Origin of the sequence: Polynucleobacter wuianus, from assembly GCF_001659725.1 — a bacterium.
GTDB classification, from domain to species: domain Bacteria; phylum Pseudomonadota; class Gammaproteobacteria; order Burkholderiales; family Burkholderiaceae; genus Polynucleobacter; species Polynucleobacter wuianus.
In genome coordinates, this window is record NZ_CP015922.1 from 1,356,107 (window position 1) to 1,374,069 (window position 17,963).

Annotated in this window: 12 protein-coding genes and 1 tRNA gene; 3 read left to right on the top strand and 10 right to left on the bottom strand. The window is 45.6% G+C overall.

Going from position 1 to position 17,963, the window contains the following annotated elements:
* Nucleotides 1-23 precede the first annotated feature (23 nt).
* Nucleotides 24-1,007 (bottom strand): helix-turn-helix domain-containing protein, encoded by a 984-nt coding sequence (locus tag A8O14_RS07035; RefSeq protein ID WP_068948852.1) that lies wholly within the window; start codon nt 1,005-1,007, stop codon nt 24-26.
* Nucleotides 1,008-1,513: 506 nt separating this feature from the next.
* On the opposite strand from A8O14_RS07035, the gene ilvD reads away from it, so the two are divergent.
* Entirely contained in the window at nt 1,514-3,208 is a 1,695-nt protein-coding gene (gene ilvD / locus A8O14_RS07040) for a dihydroxy-acid dehydratase (RefSeq protein WP_068948853.1), read from the top strand.
* A gap of 75 nt (nt 3,209-3,283) precedes the next feature.
* Here ilvD and A8O14_RS07045 read toward each other — a convergent pair whose 3' ends face one another.
* From A8O14_RS07045 to A8O14_RS07085, 9 genes are all read right to left on the bottom strand, one after another.
* Nucleotides 3,284-3,766 (bottom strand): copper chaperone PCu(A)C, encoded by a 483-nt coding sequence (locus A8O14_RS07045; RefSeq protein WP_068948854.1) that lies wholly within the window; start codon nt 3,764-3,766, stop codon nt 3,284-3,286.
* 32 nt (nt 3,767-3,798) lie between these two features.
* Nucleotides 3,799-4,275 carry a TlpA family protein disulfide reductase gene (locus A8O14_RS07050; protein ID WP_068948855.1) on the bottom strand — a complete coding sequence of 159 codons (477 nt, stop codon included), beginning with the start codon at nt 4,273-4,275 and terminating at the stop codon, nt 3,799-3,801.
* Nucleotides 4,275-5,435: a sialidase family protein gene (locus A8O14_RS07055; RefSeq protein ID WP_228385051.1), complete on the bottom strand. Its 1,161-nt coding sequence runs from the start codon at nt 5,433-5,435 to the stop codon at nt 4,275-4,277. Before A8O14_RS07055 ends, A8O14_RS07050 begins: the two co-directional genes overlap by 1 nt.
* An 86-nt stretch (nt 5,436-5,521) precedes the next feature.
* Complete coding sequence (locus tag A8O14_RS07060) at nt 5,522-7,726, bottom strand: TonB-dependent receptor (RefSeq protein WP_068948856.1); 2,205 nt, start codon at nt 7,724-7,726, stop codon at nt 5,522-5,524.
* Between the two features lie 80 nt (nt 7,727-7,806).
* On the bottom strand, nt 7,807-8,178 hold the full coding sequence (locus A8O14_RS07065) for a DUF2946 family protein (RefSeq protein WP_068948857.1): 372 nt from the start codon (nt 8,176-8,178) through the stop codon (nt 7,807-7,809).
* Between the two features lie 92 nt (nt 8,179-8,270).
* Complete coding sequence (oxlT, locus tag A8O14_RS07070; protein WP_068948858.1) at nt 8,271-9,527, bottom strand: oxalate/formate MFS antiporter; 1,257 nt, start codon at nt 9,525-9,527, stop codon at nt 8,271-8,273.
* A 536-nt stretch (nt 9,528-10,063) separates the two neighbouring features.
* Nucleotides 10,064-10,139: transfer RNA gene (locus A8O14_RS07075), tRNA-Thr, on the bottom strand.
* 15 nt (nt 10,140-10,154) lie between these two features.
* On the bottom strand, nt 10,155-10,625 hold the full coding sequence (locus A8O14_RS07080) for a cyanophycin metabolism-associated DUF1854 family protein (RefSeq protein ID WP_068948859.1): 471 nt from the start codon (nt 10,623-10,625) through the stop codon (nt 10,155-10,157).
* Entirely contained in the window at nt 10,622-12,979 is a 2,358-nt protein-coding gene (locus A8O14_RS07085) for a cyanophycin metabolism-associated ABC transporter (RefSeq protein ID WP_068948860.1), read from the bottom strand. The genes A8O14_RS07080 and A8O14_RS07085 overlap by 4 nt, the downstream gene beginning before the upstream one ends.
* A 203-nt stretch (nt 12,980-13,182) precedes the next feature.
* On the opposite strand from A8O14_RS07085, the gene A8O14_RS07090 reads away from it, so the two are divergent.
* Both A8O14_RS07090 and cphA read left to right on the top strand, forming a co-directional pair.
* Entirely contained in the window at nt 13,183-15,375 is a 2,193-nt protein-coding gene (locus A8O14_RS07090; RefSeq protein WP_068948861.1) for a cyanophycin synthetase, read from the top strand.
* Nucleotides 15,376-17,946: a cyanophycin synthetase gene (gene cphA, locus A8O14_RS07095; RefSeq protein ID WP_068948862.1), complete on the top strand. Its 2,571-nt coding sequence runs from the start codon at nt 15,376-15,378 to the stop codon at nt 17,944-17,946.
* The last annotated feature ends 17 nt before the right edge of the window (nt 17,947-17,963 follow it).

Here is a 17,963-nt window from a genome sequence, read left to right on the forward strand (position 1 = left end):
ACCGCTATTGAATAGCTCAGTTATTAACGTAACTGAGAGTCTGTTGGAACGGCAGGCTGAACGATTTCAGCCGGTTCCAAAATAATAGTCTTCGCAGTGGTATTGGATAGGCGTACTTTCACGCCCTGATAATACATATCGACTTGAGCCTGTCCTGAGGTTAATACTTTTAAGGGTGGCTTACCAAAAATACTGACCCCTACTCCAGGTTCTAAGATTTTATTTTGGGTCTTGCCACTGGCATCAACCACGCAAACTGTTTGGGCAGTTTTGGATTGCAGAAAGACCATATCTCCTGCCTTTTTAGGTGCATCCGTCTTATAGCTCACCCCGGCTGCATCTACAGGCGGACATTCAGAGGAAGTTACAGGGGTAGCAACAGCGGCTGGAGCAGCAGCAAAAGTAGTTGGCGCGGTCTTCTCTTCAGGCTTGGTCTCCGCCACTGGCTCTGCAGGCGGGTTCACTGGAGCAGGCTCTTCAATAATGACAAGCTCCTCCTTGACTGGCTCCGGAAAAAATATGGGGCGCAGATTCACAATCGGAAATGTTAATGCTGCAGCGATGCCCAAAAGAACGAATAATTTTTTCTTTGGATTGTTTTGCTTGCTTGATGAGGATGTTGAAAAAAATGTTGTCTCTTTTGCTTTTTCGGGAACCTTAGTCACGCTGGGCTGCGCATTTTTTTCCACTAGCGTAGCACCTGTCGCTTGCACCGGCTTTGCCTCTACTGCAGATATCTCTATCTCAACTGGTTTCGGTGGAGTAGCATCGCCAGAATCAAAAGCATCTTCTGCCTTTAGCTTCAATAGTGCTGCAACTTTTTTTGCTGCAGTGACTTTAACTTGAGGACCATAAAAAGCGCTGGATTCACCATTTTCAAGTTGCTCAATTTGGCGCACTGACAAGCAAGCCATTCCAGATAAATCTTTAGTAGTTAAACCAAGACTCTCCCGGGCTTTAGAGAAAGCCTCTTTTCGAATCTCCGGAAGTTTTGCTGGATTGCCCATCTCTGAACTGTCTCGCTTTTTGATATTGGTATCACTCTAATGTATTGATTACTTTAATGCTTTATTAAATATTAGTACTTAAATACCATCAAGATACTGAGCTTTAAGGCTGGTGACTTACGGACTAATTTTCCAAGCCTGATTCAAGCCACTGTTTCGAGCTATTTACTTGAGAACTTTTACTTTGAACCCGCGAGAGCTGAAACTATCACCCCCGCCCTGTCAAACTTATTGGCAGCATCAGCAAATGGCCGACTTTCCTATACAAATATCCGCATAAAGTCCTCGCTCATTAAGCAGATATACCCAACTTTAGTTATTGAATTCAAAGGAAAAAGTGTTTATTTAGCAAATGAGTCCAAACCGCATAAATGATTTATTTGCTTTTTTGTATTGCAGCGCAACATAATCTAAGGCGAATCCATCCTATATAGCTAGGGTACCCCCCAACTAATCTCACGGCACAATAGAGCCTTTCGCATTTAACCTTTTCTGGAGTAATAAGCATGAAACGCCTTAATGAACGCTCACGCATGGTCACCGAGGGAGTCGCTCGCGCACCAAATCGTTCGATGTATTACGCAATGGGCTATCAGGAAAAGGATTTTTCAAAGCCCATGGTTGGCGTGGCAAATGGTCATTCCACCATCACTCCCTGTAATAGTGGTTTACAGAAATTAACCGATGCCGCGGTGATGGCACTTGAAGAAGCGGGTGCAAAAGCCCAAATGTTTGGCACGCCAACTGTTTCTGATGGTATTGGCATGGGTACTGAAGGCATGAAATATTCCCTCGTGTCACGCGAAGTGATTGCCGATAGCATTGAAACTTGTGTTAATGGTTTATGGCAAGACGGTGTAGTCGTGATTGGTGGTTGCGATAAAAATATGCCAGGCGGCATGATGGCGATTGCACGCACAAACGTACCTGCAATTTATGTTTATGGTGGCACGATCAAGCCAGGTCATTACAAAGGCAAAGACCTCAATATTGTTTCCGCATTTGAAGCTGTTGGTGAATTTACTTCTGGGCGTATGAGTGAAGAAGATCTCAAAGGCGTTGAGCAGCACGCCTGCCCAGGTAGCGGCTCATGTGGTGGTATGTATACCGCCAATACCATGAGCTCTTCCTTTGAAGCCCTAGGCATGAGCCTTCCCTACTCATCCACCATGGCAAATGAAGATGCTGAAAAGGTAGCTAGCGCCGCTGAATCTGCACGCGTACTAGTTGAGGCAATTAAAAACAATCTCCGCCCACGCGACATCATCACTAAGAAATCGATTGAGAACGCAGTGAGTGTCATCATGGCAGTTGGTGGCTCAACGAATGCAGTATTGCATTTCTTGGCAATCACTAGCGCAGCTGAAATCGACTGGACCATTGATGACTTTGAGCGCATTCGTAAGCGTGTTCCTGTCATCGTGGATATGAAACCGTCTGGCACCTATTTAGCAACTGACTTGCATCAAGCTGGTGGTATTCCACAAGTAATGAAGATTTTGCTCGATGGCGGATTGCTACACGGCGATTGCATGACAATTACTGGCAAAACCATTACTGAAGTGTTGAAAGATGTTCCTTCAGTGCCCCGCGCTGATCAAAAAGTCATTCGCACTCTGGACAACCCTTTGTACAAGCAAGGTCACCTGGCCATTCTGAAGGGCAATATCTCCCCAGAAGGTTGCGTAGCCAAAATTACCGGCCTTAAGAACCCATCGATTACTGGACCAGCCCGTGTGTTTGACTCTGAAGATGACGCAATGGCAGCCATCATGGCGCAAAAGATCAAAGATGGTGACATCGTGATTATTCGCTACGAAGGCCCTAAAGGTGGTCCAGGCATGCGTGAAATGCTTTCCCCCACCTCTGCCTTAGTTGGCCAAGGTCTAGGTGAGTCTGTTGGCCTCATTACCGATGGTCGTTTCTCAGGCGGCACTTGGGGCATGGTAGTTGGTCACGTTGCTCCAGAAGCTTATGTAGGCGGCACAATTGCCCTGATCAATGAAGGTGACTCAGTGACTATTGATGCACATAAACTCCTCATTCAACTCAATGTAAGCGATGAAGAGATTGCAAAACGTCGCACAACTTGGAAACAACCTAAGCCACGTTATACCCGCGGCCTCCTGGCAAAGTATGCAAGCCTAGCAAGTAGTGCTAGTAAAGGTGCGGTAACGGATTTGGATTTAGATCTCACCTAATACATAAGCAGCAAGCAATAAAACAAAAGCCCCTGAATAAAATCAGGGGCTTTTTTATTAGCTACCTCAAGGGGATTAATGCTTATCGTGCATCGCTCCCATTGCATTTACGGGAAGCTTTACCTCTACCTCACCTGCTTTAGCAAACTTCAGCTTTACTGGAACGGTTTGACCAGCAGCAAAAGGTCCTTTTAGGTTCATGAACATCAAGTGGTAGCCACCTGGCTTGAGTTCTACAGCGCCATTGGGAGGTACAGCAATATCTTTTACCTGGCGCATTTTCATGACGTTGCCGTCCATAGCCATTTCATGCAATTGCACTTCTCCTGCAGATGGTGAGCTAGCAGACACTAGCTGATCACTGGCAGCACCCTTGTTCTCAATCTTCATAAATCCACCCGCTACCTGCTGACCTGGCGCAGTAGCACGTGTGTAGGCATTTTCAATTTTGATTGCATTAGTAGTGACAGTCTTTGAGACATCCTGGGCCATTAATGATCCGCAGAATCCCAAACTGAGAATACTGATAGATAACGTTTTTAATAATGATCTTTTCATTTACCTCTCCTTAAATAATCTTGCCAAATCCCTTATGCACCAATGGCATACCACTGCTTTAATTTCTCAAAATCCATACTGCCAGTCTTGCGAATAACTTTCCCATTCTTATCAATTAATAGCGTCATTGGCGTTTCACCCCGCCATTTGGGGTCAATCTCATAACGCAAAGCATCGTCAAAAGGCGATGCCAAAGTGTAGTTACCGACAGGATTGACATTAGCAACTGTGAGCATCTTGGATGCACTCTCCGAGGGAACATCGTCAACCTGAATAAAGATAATTTTGGCGTTTTTATTTTGACTTAGAAATTTTCCCCATAGCGGCATTTCTTTTGCGCAAGGCGAGCAAGTAACGCCCCAAAAATGAATGACAATAGGCTGCCCAGCATAAGACTTGGTAACAGTCTTCCAATCGCCCTTTTGATAAGGCTTTAATGCACTACTCTGGGCATATGCAGACTGTATAAATGCCAAGAGGACAAATAAGATGCTTAGTAGTTTTTTCATTATTTTGAGTTTAATGGAATCAATTGATACCCATTTTCACGAGTGAGCCATGAGAGATAAACCTCTTTTCCATGACTGACCAGCAAAGGGTGATCACCATATCCAGTGGTAGCACTGATTACCTTTGGGGGTGACCAACTCTTTCCATCATCAAGTGATTGTTTGAGGTATACAGAAGTTTTCGCGCCATCAAACTCTTTCCAGACTAACCAAACGGATTGGTCGATTGCTAACAAATAAGGTCTTGATACATTCGCATTTTCCGCGCCAATTCTTTGGGGTTTGGAATAGGCTTCACCTTGATTGCTAGAGCTGGCATAAAAAACACCGGAGCGAGCACTACCTTGCGTAAACCAGGCTACATGGATTTTTCCTGAGCTCGATATAGCGATAGTTGGCCCGTGATGCGGGCAAGCATCCGTTTTCCACTCATCTCTAGCAACGCGTTGCGTCTTGCTGGCACCCATTGGTGTAATGATCTGAGTCGCATGATCCCGAATACCACCAGGGAATATTGCGCGATAAATAATACCGACCCCGCCCTGGGGATCTAAGCTAGCCCCAATGCGACAGCACTCACAACTAGCTTCATTGGCAATTAATTCTGGAGTAAAACTATTGCCACCATCATTAGAAAACGAATAGGCTATGGATCCACCCAAACGTTGCTGCCCTGACTTCTTGGCATCAGCCACTAAGCGCTTATCAATCCATGCAATAAAGATAGAGTTGTCAGGTCGAATAACGACCGAAGGAAAGCGCTGGCTAGAACTGTCTTTTACCAAAGATTGGGGCTGAGAAAACGTTTTCCCACCATCAAAGGATCTTGCAATATTGATCTGGGCATTCCAGTTGGAATCTTTGAAGAATGCATAAGCCAACAGCACATTACCAGTCTTGTCAGCAACAATTTGAGCGCGTGCATCAGCACCTGTATCCAAAGACTTCCCATGCTCAGCAACAACTACGGGAGTAGAAAATGTTTTTCCCTTATCCATCGACTGGGCAACAGAAACCACACCGCCCCCAGTCCATGCCAACAATAACTTGCCATCTGCCATAAAGAATGGGGTTGCTGCATTTGCGCAATCTAACCCAGACCCAGTGCAAGCGGTAGGCTTTGAAGAAGAAGCGCCCATCATATGAGACGAGTGATCCATTTGGGCAAACGCAGAATTAAATGCGACCGACCCCAAAACACCCATGAAGAGAGCTTTAAATGATAGATGGCAAGAGGATTTAAGCATTAGAAGATGATACGCGCGCCAACGGTGATGGATTGTGGTTGACCAAGTGTATAACTCGCCTGAGATGTCGCTGCGTTATAGGTGATATAGGTTCTATTAAATAAGTTAACCACCGAAGCAAATACTGATGCTTGAGGAGTCACTTGGTAATTGGCTCTCAATCCAATAACAGCATAGGATGGAACGGGTAAGGTGTGTGGAGCATCCATCCATGAATTACCGATATAGCGAACATTCGCACTAATGCTAGTTTTCTCATATGGAGAGTAAGTTAATGCTGCGTACCCCATATTTTGGGGAACACCACCAACCTGACTGCCCACCGGATTTAATTTGGGATCTACCCCAGCACCTATAGAAGTAAGAATGGTGTTTGTCAGGGTATAAGTTCCATCTATCGCCCAATGAGGATTGAGATCATGATGAGCCTGGACTTCCAGACCCTGGCTCTGTAGATTTTGATTATTACCATAGAGAGTTACCGTCTGCCCAGTACATACTGTGCTTGGGCAACCATTTGCTAGAGCGGCAGCAGTAGTAATTTGTGGGTTATAAACTGCATTAGAGAGCATTGATCTAAAACCAGTCACCTGAACAAAGCCAGCATTCCATCTGTAGTCTGTTCCAACCTCATATCCTGTCATATTTTCGGGGGTCAAATTGGGATTGGAAAGGCTAACGGATGTAGAGCTAGCATATGATCGAATAGTGTTATTAAGTCCTGGAGCATGAAAACCTTGATAAGCTGCGGCCCTAAAATCCAGCTCTTTGGTGGCCTGTAAAAGCAAGCCTAAGTTAGGACTAAATTTGTATACAGTTTGATTTGGGACGCTTGTATATCCGGGAACATTGTTGCTACCAGCTAGCCAATATGTAGGTGTTTGACTCTGCCACTGATCCTCACGAAGTGTTAGGGTAGCCTGTAGAGGGATATAGCTCGCCTTAGATTTAAGTTGTGTCATAACGCCATAAAACTCTTGCTGACCTTTAGCGTACGCAGAGGATGTCATGGTGCCAGGCTGATTACTAGTTGAGCTCAATGCGCTGAAGGAGTTAGTTAAATTCTGTGCGGCAACCTGCCTTCCATCCACGCCAACCATAACTTCGTCTATTGCGAAATCATTAAATTTCTGTATTGATTTTGCAGAGGCGCCAACCGTTGAAAAGGGATTTGCGTAATTTGAACTTATATAAGCCGATGCAGGCGGAGAATTAGAAACATTTTGTTGCCATAAATTGCCATTTTCATAGAATGCATTAGCCTCTACTCTATGGTCGCTACCTAAACGAGTCACAACACCAGTTGAAAAAGTCGTTTGCTGCATTGTTTTGGGTGCAAAGGAATACCCCGGTCCTGATAAATTGGTGAAGTTGTGGGATCCGATTTTAAAAAATGCATCGGTATCTGAATTTAATTTCAATGACCCATCTAGGCGGTAGTTTGCAGCGTTCGCGCTTGCCGGACCTATGCCTGGCAACAAAGGCGCAGCTTGATTTGAAAGTACAGAGGTAGTTTTCTTATTGGGATAAGTGGTTGCAGGCGATATTGTTGATTGCACGACGTAGCCATCGGTAGCAAAGTAGTCTGCAGAAACACGGAGCCTCAATACGTCGTTAAGGGCCATCTCTTTTGATGCTGCCACATTTCCAGTGCCATAAGAGCCGTAACTAGCTGACGCCTCTCCTTTATTTTCGTTAATTTGCCTGGTAGTAATATTAATTACACCTCCCATTCCCATATTTCCATATAGGTTTGAGACACCACCACGAATAAATTCAACATCTTCAATGGCTGATAAAGGTGCGCGGTTCCATTCAACCGTTCCATACATTGCGTTATTGGCTGGCACACCATCAATCAATACAAGGGTTCGTTGTGTACCTAGACCACGTACATTTAAGCTTTGACCCGTTACATCTTTTTCATAATATGGCGTGTCATTTAAAAACACGCTTGATTGATTTTTTAATACCTGATCAATCGTTTGATTGGGATTATTTTTAATATCTTCATTGGTAAGAATGGATGTATTTTGAGTCATATCCTTCAATTCAGTGCCAATCAGGCTAGCACTAACAACGACATCACCAATCTTTTGACCATACTCCGGCGGAATTACTTGAGCTCGAGACACGCCACCAATTAGGATTGATCCAAATATCAATCCAATATAAATACTAATTTTTCTTTGCTTCAACTTCATTTACTTCTCCACACAATATGACGGCAACTTAGTTACGACTGTGTTGCCAACTACATAGCTAGGCTATGCCCCTAAAAGATTTAGGCTTGTGCTGGAGGTGCTGCTGAGGGAGGTGTTACCCAAACCGAGAGTGGTTTAGGCGATTGATAGAAAAGCTTCGGAAGCAAGGCAAAAGAATTTGGGGCTTCAAATGTGAGATTAGTATTAAACGCTGGGGTAATTGAACTGTGCATTACACAATATGGACAGGGCTGCACTTGATTGGCGGCATCTTGTTCATCGCCCTGCACATCAATTTGCATCTTGCTACCGTCAACCGAACAAATTTCCATAGCAAAACCGTGACCACCCTTCGCAAGCGAGACCGCCTGCGAAACTGCTGGGGCGAGTGCGCTCATTGCAATGGCTGCAGCTGCAATCCAGTGAATAAGGCGGTTTTTAGAGAATTTCATCACAGACGCATTTTATCTGATCAAATAAAAAAGGGGTCCGTAAAAAAGGGGTCCGAAGACCCCTTTTCTTGGGCTTTTAACCTGAATTACATTCAAGCAGAACGCTCGATGAGTTTGCGACGCATTGGACGCAATACAAACCAAGCCAAGATTGCAGCAGTTCCGTTCAAGAAACTTGCAACCCAGAAAACCGCTTCCCAACCACCAGTCATTGTCACCAATACGCTGGACAAAGGCACTAACAATGAAGCTGTCCCTTTAGCTGTGTAGAGAAGACCTGCGTTACCAGCAGCATAGGTTGAACCGAATGTATCTGCATTAGTTGATGGGAACAAACTATAGATCTCACCCCATGCAAAGAACACTAAACCAGTCAACAGAACAAACATCACAGGATCACGACCGAGGTAGTACAAACCCAGAATACCTAAGCACTCAAATGTGAAGCAAAGGGTCATTGTCTGTTCGCGACCAATCTTGTCAGATACCCAACCGAAGAATGGACGGGTTAAGCCGTTCAATACACGGTCAACTGTCAATGCAAATGTCAATGCAGGCAATGCCAATCCCATCAAGCTCACTGTTACGCCAGCAATTTGGAAGTCTTTAGCAATTGGGCCTAACTGTGCAGTAGCCATCAAGCCACCAGCAGCAACCATCACGAACATCACGTACATGATCCAGAACACTGGCTGCTTAACCATTTCCATTGGACGGAAGTCTTTACGAGTCTGAACAACGGCAGCCTTAGCTGTAGTGATCGCGCTCTTGATAGGCTTAGAGAGCAACAAGCTTAGGACCACAACGATTGCACCTTGCCAAATACCAAAGTACCAGAACGCATCTTGGTAGCCTTGATTAGCAATCATGTTAGCAATTGGAATCACAGTCAATGCAGAGCCAGCACCGAAGCCTGCTGCAGTCATACCAGCAGCTAAACCACGACGATCTGGGAACCACTTGAGCGCATTACCTACGCAAGTACCATAAACAGCACCTGCGCCGACACCGCTCACAGCAGCTGCAACGTACAACATAGTTAAGGTATCAGCATGAGCATTCATCATCCAACCAATACCGCACAAGATGCCGCCAAAGAATACTACTGGGCGTGGGCCAAATTTATCAACGAGGTAGCCCTCGATTGGCACCAACCAAGTTTCGGTCAATACGAAAATGGTGAATGCAACCTGAATCGCTGCACGTCCCCATCCAAACTTCGCATCAATTGGGTTTACGAATAAAGTCCAACCGTATTGCAAGTTTGCAATCATCGACATACAGATAATGCCGATTAGTAGCTGAAACCAACGACCTCCTAAAGGCCCTGCAGTTTTCTCGCCGCTCATCTTAAATCTCCTATTTTTTACTTTTTATAAATACTCATCAGTCCCAAAAATTGGGCTATCTGATTTTTAAGCATTTACACAATGGACCTCTTGACACTAATCAAGTTTTTCCCAAAACCTTACTAGTGAATACCCTCCCCATAACCCCATGATATTTGGGTCTATTGCACTTATCTGAGGCTTGTTCGCATAGCTTTGCGAGAATTTTTAGACAAAGAAAAAGCCACCCAAAGGTGGCTTTCTGGTTTGCGTAATTTTTAAAATTACATGCCACGGTAAGCGCCGTCAAAATCATAATGACGAGCAGCTTGCTCTTGGCTAGTTTTGCTCTCAGTAAAAAGCTGGTTGATCATATTCAATAAAACAGTCATTTGAATCTCCTTAAGGGTTAATACCTAGAGTATAACCCTAATATTATTGCGATGCAACAGGAGGAAAATACCAAAATTCCTGGGAATTGAGTGATTCCTATTATCGTAAATCGTTGTTTTTATTGATTATTATTATTTTGATAGGTAATTTAGCCATGAATTAGCTGGTGCCGCTTGCCGGAATCGAACTGGCGACCTTTTCATTACGAATGAACTGCTCTACCAACTGAGCTAAAGCGGCTTACCTCAACAAATTCTAGCGGAAACGGTCCAAAAGCTTTTTGCTGACTTTATCCAAAGCGGTAGAGTCTTTGATTAAAAACTGGAGGCCATTCGAGTCAGCGATTAATAGTGTATTGCCAGAAATTCGGCGAATATCTTCTTCACCCCTGAGGCGAATGCGAGTTGGGCCTCGATCGGTTTCGATATCCCAAATACTTGGGGTCGCAAATGTTGAGACCTTTGTAATTCTTTCAATCACAGGCATAAATTCACGCGCTGCTAATTCTTCTTCGATTAGTTGAAGTTCATTATTTGGAATTACAGCAACATCGGGATACCAAAATACTTCTTTGCCGGATTGATCCATGATACCAATGCCAGCACTCGGCGATGTAATCGGAAAAGCTCGTACTGGATGAACGCCAATATGAGAGGCGCCTTTAGCATCTACAAACACTAAACGTCCAAGTGCATCACGCATCAGTTGATGAGTAGCTTGCGTCATACTCCTCCCCCAATATTTTTTGCAACCGCTTGTAGTTTCTCGTCCTGTCGCTCTTCTTTAATTTTTTCTACGCTCTCTTCTAAGCTCTCACCAATTGCGCCGCCTTCAACCAACTCAGCAGCATGACGTAACTGTGCTTGGTATAGGGCGTAGTAGGCCCCCTGAGCTTCCATCAATTGCTCATGAGAGCCGATCTCCACTATCTCGCCTTTATCCAATACTACCAAGCGGTCAGCCTTTCTGAGGGTTGAGAGACGGTGCGCAATCGCAATAGTTGTGCGGCCTTTAACCAAGTTATCTAATGCTCGCTGAATTTCTTTTTCAGTTGTTGTATCGACTGATGAGGTTGCTTCGTCCAAGATCAAAATGCTTGGATTAATTAAGAGTGCGCGCGCAATCGAGATACGCTGACGCTCACCGCCAGATAGAGATTGACCGCGCTCACCGACAAGTGAGTCATAACCTAATGGCAGACGCAGAATAAATTCATGGGCATGTGCAGCACGAGCTGCTTCGATAATTTCTTCACGAGTGGCATCAGGTTTGCCGTAAGCAATATTCTCTGCAATCGTGCCAAAGAATAAAAATGGTTCTTGCAACACCAAGCCAATACATTTGCGATAGTCAGCAATTGCAATACTCCGAATATCGCGCCCATCTAGAGCAATAGATCCAGAACTCACATCATAAAAACGGCAAATCAAGTTCACCAAAGTGCTCTTACCTGAACCGCTATGCCCCACCAAGCCAATCATCTCGCCTGGAGCAATGTCTAAATCAATGCCTTTGGATACTGCGCGGTTACCGTACCGGAAACCTACGCCACGCATTGAGATACGACCTTGCACTGGGCCAAGAAGTGCTGGGTTGATAGGCTCAGGGACGCTGGAGACGTGATCCAAAATATCAAAGATGCGCTTAGCACCAGCGGCTGCTTTTTGAGTGTGCGACACAATACGACTCATCGAATCTAAGCGCACATAAAAACGACCGATATATGCCAGGAATGCAATCAATACGCCAACAGTCACTTTTTGATGCGCGACCTGCCAAATACCAAAGCCCCACACAACCAATAAACCGGTTTCGGTAAGTAGTGTTACGGTTGGTGAAAATAATCCCCAAACACGATTCACGCGATCATTAATTTGTAGGTTGTGTTTATTCGAATCGACAAAACGTTTGAGCTCACGGTCTTCTTGAGCAAACGCCTTGACCACACGAATACCTGGAATCGTATCGGCCAAAATATTGGTGACTTCAGACCAAATACGATCGATCTTCTCAAAACCAAAACGCAAACGATCACGCACTACATGGATCATCCACACAATAAAGGGCAATGGCGCCAAGGTAACTAAGGCCAACAGCGGATCAATCGATACCAAGATGGCTGCAGTCATGGTGATCATCAAAACGTCGGTCGCAAAATCAAGCGCATACAGGGACAGGAAGACGCAGATACGATCGGTCTCTGCACCGATACGCGCGATCAAGTCACCGGTACGTTTACCACCGAAATACTCTAGAGAGAGTTTTAGTAAATGTTCAAACGTGGTGTTGCGCAAGTCCGCGCCGATTCGCTCACTCACCAGCGCAAGTAAGTAGGTCTTCCACCAACCTAAGCCCCAGGCAATAATGGCAGCACCAAAGAGCGCCAATAAATATTTAGTTGCTAAATGAAAATCAATTGGATTGCCACGCTCATACGGAATCAAAACATGATCCATCAAAGGCATAGTGAGATACGGCGGTATTAATGTTGCACCAGTTGATAGCAGTGTTAACACGAAGCCAAGTAACAATTGGTTTTTATAAGGCTTGGCAAAACGCCAGAGTTTGAACAAAGTCCAAGTAGATGGCGGCTTCTCATCTTCGGGATCACAAGTTGGACACACATCCGAATTTGCTGGCTTAGGACTTAAGCAAACTGGACAAATCTGTTTGTCGTACTCGCTTACCTCAGCCTCGTTGCGCTCTTCACCCCGAGTCAGCTGTCTAAAACTTGACTGCAAACGCAAAATCTGTGGATTGACTGCTAAGGTGAAATACCAAACTCGCTTTAAAGAATCGGCAGATTCAAGCTTTAAATGACCAACGCCAGCATGATCTCCATGAATCAGATGTTCTCTGGTGCTAATGGGCCAGGATTGAAATTGCTGGCCATCAGTCCAAAACAAGCCTTGCTCAGTCAGCATCAAGAGGCTTTTTTCAAAGCGTAAGTCGGCATCAAGATCTAGCTCAACCCAAGCCAGAACTGCCTCTAAGCTCTTAACAGGGGAATTTTCACCCCCAAGAATAGCCTGCCAATGGCTTGGCAGCGCAGGGGCAAAAGGTAGGATGGCTGGCTTCATTAACCTTAAAAGTATAGTGGAGCTGGATTTTTTAGATTTATTGCTACTGTCAACTTTAAGGGGTAGAAAACCGTTAAATTAGCGATGTAGTCCTTTTTATGTATTTTTGTAATTTTTGTGGATTTTCAATAAAACTAGAAACTGAGAGACAGTCAACCGCGTCGACCCTCAAAACCTGGCGCTGACCCCTCGCAATACCTTAAATGCCCCAATTACTAGATAAATCCATCGAGATCCTGAGTGTTAAGCATCTCCGTGGCCCCAATATGTGGACTTACCATCCCGTCATTGAGGTTTGGATTGATATTGGGGATCTAGAAGACTATCCATCCAATCTCATTCCCGGCTTTTATGACCGCTTGGTCAAAGCCCTTCCTAGCCTCATTGAACATCGCTGTAGTTATGGTGAGACAGGTGGCTTCCTCAAACGTGTTGAGGAAGGCACTTGGCCTGCTCACATCATGGAGCATCTCACGCTTGAGTTACAAAATCTTGCGGGCATTCCTGGTGGATTTGGAAAAGCGCGTGACGGTGATCGTCGCAGCGTATACAAAGTCATGGTCAGCGCAATCAATGAAGAAGTGACTCTGACAGCATTAAAATATGCACGTGATCTTTATCTCGCTCTTGCCCAAGATACACAAGATTGTGTTGCTTTAGTTCAAGATATTGTCGAAAAGCTGCGCGACCTTGGCGATGATTTATTGCTCGGCCCTAGTACCGCCTGTATTGTTAATGCGGCTGAAGAGCGCGGCATTCCCTCTATTCGTTTATCTGAAGGTAATCTGGTGCAACTAGGCTACGGTGCTAAACAACGCCGTATCTGGACAGCAGAAACAGACCAAACCAGCGCGATCGCTGAAACCATCTCTAGGGATAAAGACCTCACAAAGAGCTTATTACGTAGCGCTGGTGTTCCAACCCCAGAAGGCAGAACCGTTACCAGTCCTGATGACGCTTGGGAAGCGGCGCAAGATATTGGTTTGCCAGTAGTTGTTAAGCCAATCGATGGTAACCACGGTCGCGGTGTTTTTATTAACCTCTATACCCAAAAAGAAATTGAAGCTGCTTATGCAGTAGCAATTAATGAAGGTAGTGAAGTGTTAGTGGAGCGTCATATTGTTGGCGATGAACACCGTTTACTGGTAGTTGGTAATAAAGTTGTTGCTGCTGCCAAAGGTGAAACCGTATGGGTCACTGGTGATGGCAAACACACCGTTCAAGAATTGATTCAGATTCAGATTAATTCTGATCCACGTCGCGGCACTGCTGAAGAACATCCTCTCAATCCCGTGCGCATTGATTCTGCGGTGGAGCTTGAACTTGCTCGTCAACAACTCACTGGTGCAAGTATCCCCGCAGTTGACCATAAAGTGTTAATTCAGAGTAATGGCAACGTGGCGTTTGATGTGACCGACTTAGTACATCCCGATGTTGCTAGCCAAGTCGCCTTAGCGGCACGTGTTGTTGGCTTAGAAATTGCTGGTGTTGACTTAGTAGCTCAAGATATTAGCCGTCCTCTTGCAGAACAAAATGCGGCAATCGTGGAAGTGAATGCTGGCCCAGGCCTTCTCATGCATCTCAAACCTGCGAGTGGTAAGCCTCAGCCCGTTGGTAAAGAGATTGCAAATCACCTCTTTCCCGCGGGCGCTGACTTCCGCGTTCCATTAGTCGGCATTTGCGGTGAAAGCGGTAAAACGCCTGTTGCTGAAATGGTTGCCCACTTCCTGCGCCTCACCAATGTCTACGTTGGCTTGTCTTGTAGCAAAGGTTTATTTTTTGGTAATCGTGCCATCCCCAACACCAACGCATCTAATTGGGAAAACGCCCGTCGCACTTTACTCAATCGCGCTGTAGAAGCAGCTGTGATTGAAAACAATCACCTCTCTATGTTAATCGAAGGCTTAGCATACGATCGCTGCCAAGTTGGAGTTGTACTCAATGTGGACCATAAAGCAAACTTTCCTCAATACGCGATCTACGATGAAGATCAAGTCTTTAGTATTGTTCGCACCCAAATTGACGTAGTTCTACCTACTGGTGTTGGCGTTCTCAATGCAGATGATCCAATGTGCGTTCAGATGGCCGAACTCTGTGATGGTCAGGTGATCTTCTTTAGCGAGAATCCTGACTCTGAAGTTGTTAAGACCCACCTACAAAATGGTGGTCGCGTTGTACTCGTTGGTAAACAGCAAATTACCCTGAAGTCTGGCAAGCTGGATCAGAAATCCATCCCGATGCCTCGACACTCCGAAGCCAGCAGTGCTTCGCCATGGAAGGCCATGAACCTGGGCGCCGCCATTGCTGCTGCATGGGCTTTGGATATTCCGTTTAATGTTATTGAAGCTGGTGCAGAAACCTTTGTACCAGACGCTACAAACACGATAGGGGCTTAATTGGAAATCACCCGCATTCGTATGCTACGTGGCCCCAATTTATGGAGCCGTCATACTGCTTTAGAAGCAATTGTGACTTGCGAAGTTTCTGAGCGCTCGATTGATGCGATTCCCCAATTTGAAACCAAGATTCGTGAACGCTTCCCACAACTCGGTAGCATGCGTCGCGGCGGCCATACAGAAGTTTTATCACTTGCTCATGCTCTTGAGCATGCTGCGCTAGGTCTACAAGCGCAAGCAGGTTGCCCAGTAACTTTCAGTCGCACGGTACAAACTATTGATGAGGGTGTTTACCAGGTTGTTGTTGAATACATTGAAGAAGTTGTTGGTCGCATGGCATTTGACTTTGGCTTTGCGCTGATTCAGGCAACACTGAATGATGCTCCATTTGATTTAGCTGCCGCCTTATCTGAATTAGAAGCGCTCTATGAAGATGTGCGTCTGGGACCCAGCACTGGTTCAATTGTGGATGCAGCGGTGCAACGCAATATCCCCTATCGCCGCATGACCGAAGGCAGTATGGTGCAGTTTGGCTGGGGCAGCAAACAAAAACGGATTCAGGCAGCAGAAACCAGTGATACCAGCGCAATCGCGGAAGCGATTGCACAAGATAAAGAGCTTACCAAAAATCTACTCGCTGCTGCTGGTGTATCGGTTCCCATTGGTGAAGTAGTGACAAATGCTGATGATGCATGGCGTGCTGCTCAAAAGATTGGCGGCCCAATTGTTCTCAAACCCAAAGATGGCAACCAAGGCAAAGGTGTTGTTGCCAACATTCAGACTGAAGAAGAAGTGCGTGCTGGCTTTGAAGTGACTCAAGGGTTCGGTCGCGAGACGATTGTGGAGCGCTATCTTCCTGGGGCTGACTATCGCCTCTTGGTTGTGGGAAATCGCTTATCTGCTGCCGCTCGTCGTGAGCCAGCTCAAGTGGTAGGCGATGGCAAACATACCGTCGCAGAGCTGGTTGAAAAAGAAAATCAAAATCCCTTGCGTGGTGATGGGCATGCAACTGCATTAACCAAGATTCGTTTTGACGATATTGCCCTTGCGCATTTAGCGAGCAATGGACTTACTCCGCAATATGTACCAAAAACTGGTGAGCGCGTTTTACTACGCAACAATGCCAACCTGAGTACTGGCGGTACCGCTACTGATGTTACAGATGATGTTCACCCAGATGTCGCAGCAAGTGCTGTGGCAGCAGCACAAATGATTGGCCTAGATATTGCCGGTGTAGATATTCTTTGTGAATCCATCTACAAACCTCTAGAACAACAAGGCGGTGGCATTGTTGAAGTCAATGCTGCCCCAGGACTGCGTATGCACTTAAAGCCATCCTATGGCAAAGGTCGCCCAGTTGGTGAAGACATTATTAATATGATGTTCCCCCTTGGGGAAGATGGTCGCATTCCGGTTGTTGCAGTTACTGGCACCAATGGTAAGACCACTACAGTACGTTTGATTTCTCATCTGTTGAGTGAAACCGGTCTACGTGTGGGCATGACCGGAACTGATGGTGTGTATATCAACCATCGCCTCATCGATACTGGCGATTGCAGTGGTCCGAAGAGTGCTCGCAATGTATTAATGCATCCCGATGTTGATGCTGCCGTATTAGAAACCGCTCGGGGCGGCTTATTACGTGAAGGCCTCGGTTTTGATCGCTGCGAAGTAGCAGTTGTTACTAATATTGGTGAAGGTGATCACTTAGGCTTGAACTACATCACTAGTGTTGAAGATTTAGCCATTCTGAAGCGCGTTATCGTACAAAACGTAGCACCTACTGGGGCTGCTGTTCTCAATGCTGCTGACCCGATGGTTGCCAAGATGGGTGACAAGTGTTCTGGTCGCGTGATCTTCTTTGCTCAGAACCAACATCACCCAGTAATTACCGCTCATCGTGCGAAGAACAAAAAAGTAATCTTCTTTGATGGCACCTATATTGTTGCCTCCAAAGGTTCGCGTGTGATGTATCGCTTCCCTGTCAGCGAAATTCCACTGACGCAAAATGGTGTGCTCGGCTTTCAAATTGAAAATGCCATGGCAGCCATTGGTGCCGCTTGGGCCTTAGGTCTAGATGCCGAAAAGATTGCACGTGGCTTAAATAGTTTTGAGAGTACTGCAAATGCCGTACCAGGACGCTTTAATCAATTCAAGCACAAAGGTGCCACAGTGATTGCAGACTACGGTCACAATCCTGATGCCATGCGCGCATTAACTAGCGCTGTAGCAGCCATGAAACCCAAGAAAAGCCATGTGGTGATTAGCGGCGCTGGCGATCGTCGCGATGAAGATATTCGCGATCTCACTAGGGTTCTGGGAAACGCTTTTGATAATGTGATTCTTTATCAAGACGCCTGCCAACGCGGCCGTGAAGATGGCGAAGTTTTAAGACTCCTACAAGAAGGTCTAGTAGGAACAACTAAAGCCAAGGAAGTAAAAGAGATTCATGGTGAGTTCAAGGCAATTGATACCGCCTTGAGTGAAGTCTCTGAAGGCGATGTTTGCTTGATTCTGATTGACCAAGTAGAAGAATCGCTGGCCTATCTAAAGGAAAAGGTTCAACCCTAGAGTTTTCGTAATCTATG

Bases quoted from the DNA above. Each gene is read 5' to 3' on its own strand.
- A8O14_RS07035 (WP_068948852.1), bottom strand. From the start codon at position 1,007: ATGGGCAATCCAGCAAAACTTCCGGAGATTCGAAAAGAGGCTTTCTCT.
- ilvD (WP_068948853.1), top strand. From the start codon at position 1,514: ATGAAACGCCTTAATGAACGCTCACGCATGGTCACCGAGGGAGTCGCT.
- A8O14_RS07045 (WP_068948854.1), bottom strand. From the start codon at position 3,766: ATGAAAAGATCATTATTAAAAACGTTATCTATCAGTATTCTCAGTTTG.
- A8O14_RS07050 (WP_068948855.1), bottom strand. From the start codon at position 4,275: ATGAAAAAACTACTAAGCATCTTATTTGTCCTCTTGGCATTTATACAG.
- A8O14_RS07055 (WP_228385051.1), bottom strand. From the start codon at position 5,435: ATGGATCACTCGTCTCATATGATGGGCGCTTCTTCTTCAAAGCCTACC.
- A8O14_RS07060 (WP_068948856.1), bottom strand. From the start codon at position 7,726: ATGAAGTTGAAGCAAAGAAAAATTAGTATTTATATTGGATTGATATTT.
- A8O14_RS07065 (WP_068948857.1), bottom strand. From the start codon at position 8,178: ATGAAATTCTCTAAAAACCGCCTTATTCACTGGATTGCAGCTGCAGCC.
- oxlT (WP_068948858.1), bottom strand. From the start codon at position 9,527: ATGAGCGGCGAGAAAACTGCAGGGCCTTTAGGAGGTCGTTGGTTTCAG.
- A8O14_RS07080 (WP_068948859.1), bottom strand. From the start codon at position 10,625: ATGACGCAAGCTACTCATCAACTGATGCGTGATGCACTTGGACGTTTA.
- A8O14_RS07085 (WP_068948860.1), bottom strand. From the start codon at position 12,979: ATGAAGCCAGCCATCCTACCTTTTGCCCCTGCGCTGCCAAGCCATTGG.
- A8O14_RS07090 (WP_068948861.1), top strand. From the start codon at position 13,183: ATGCCCCAATTACTAGATAAATCCATCGAGATCCTGAGTGTTAAGCAT.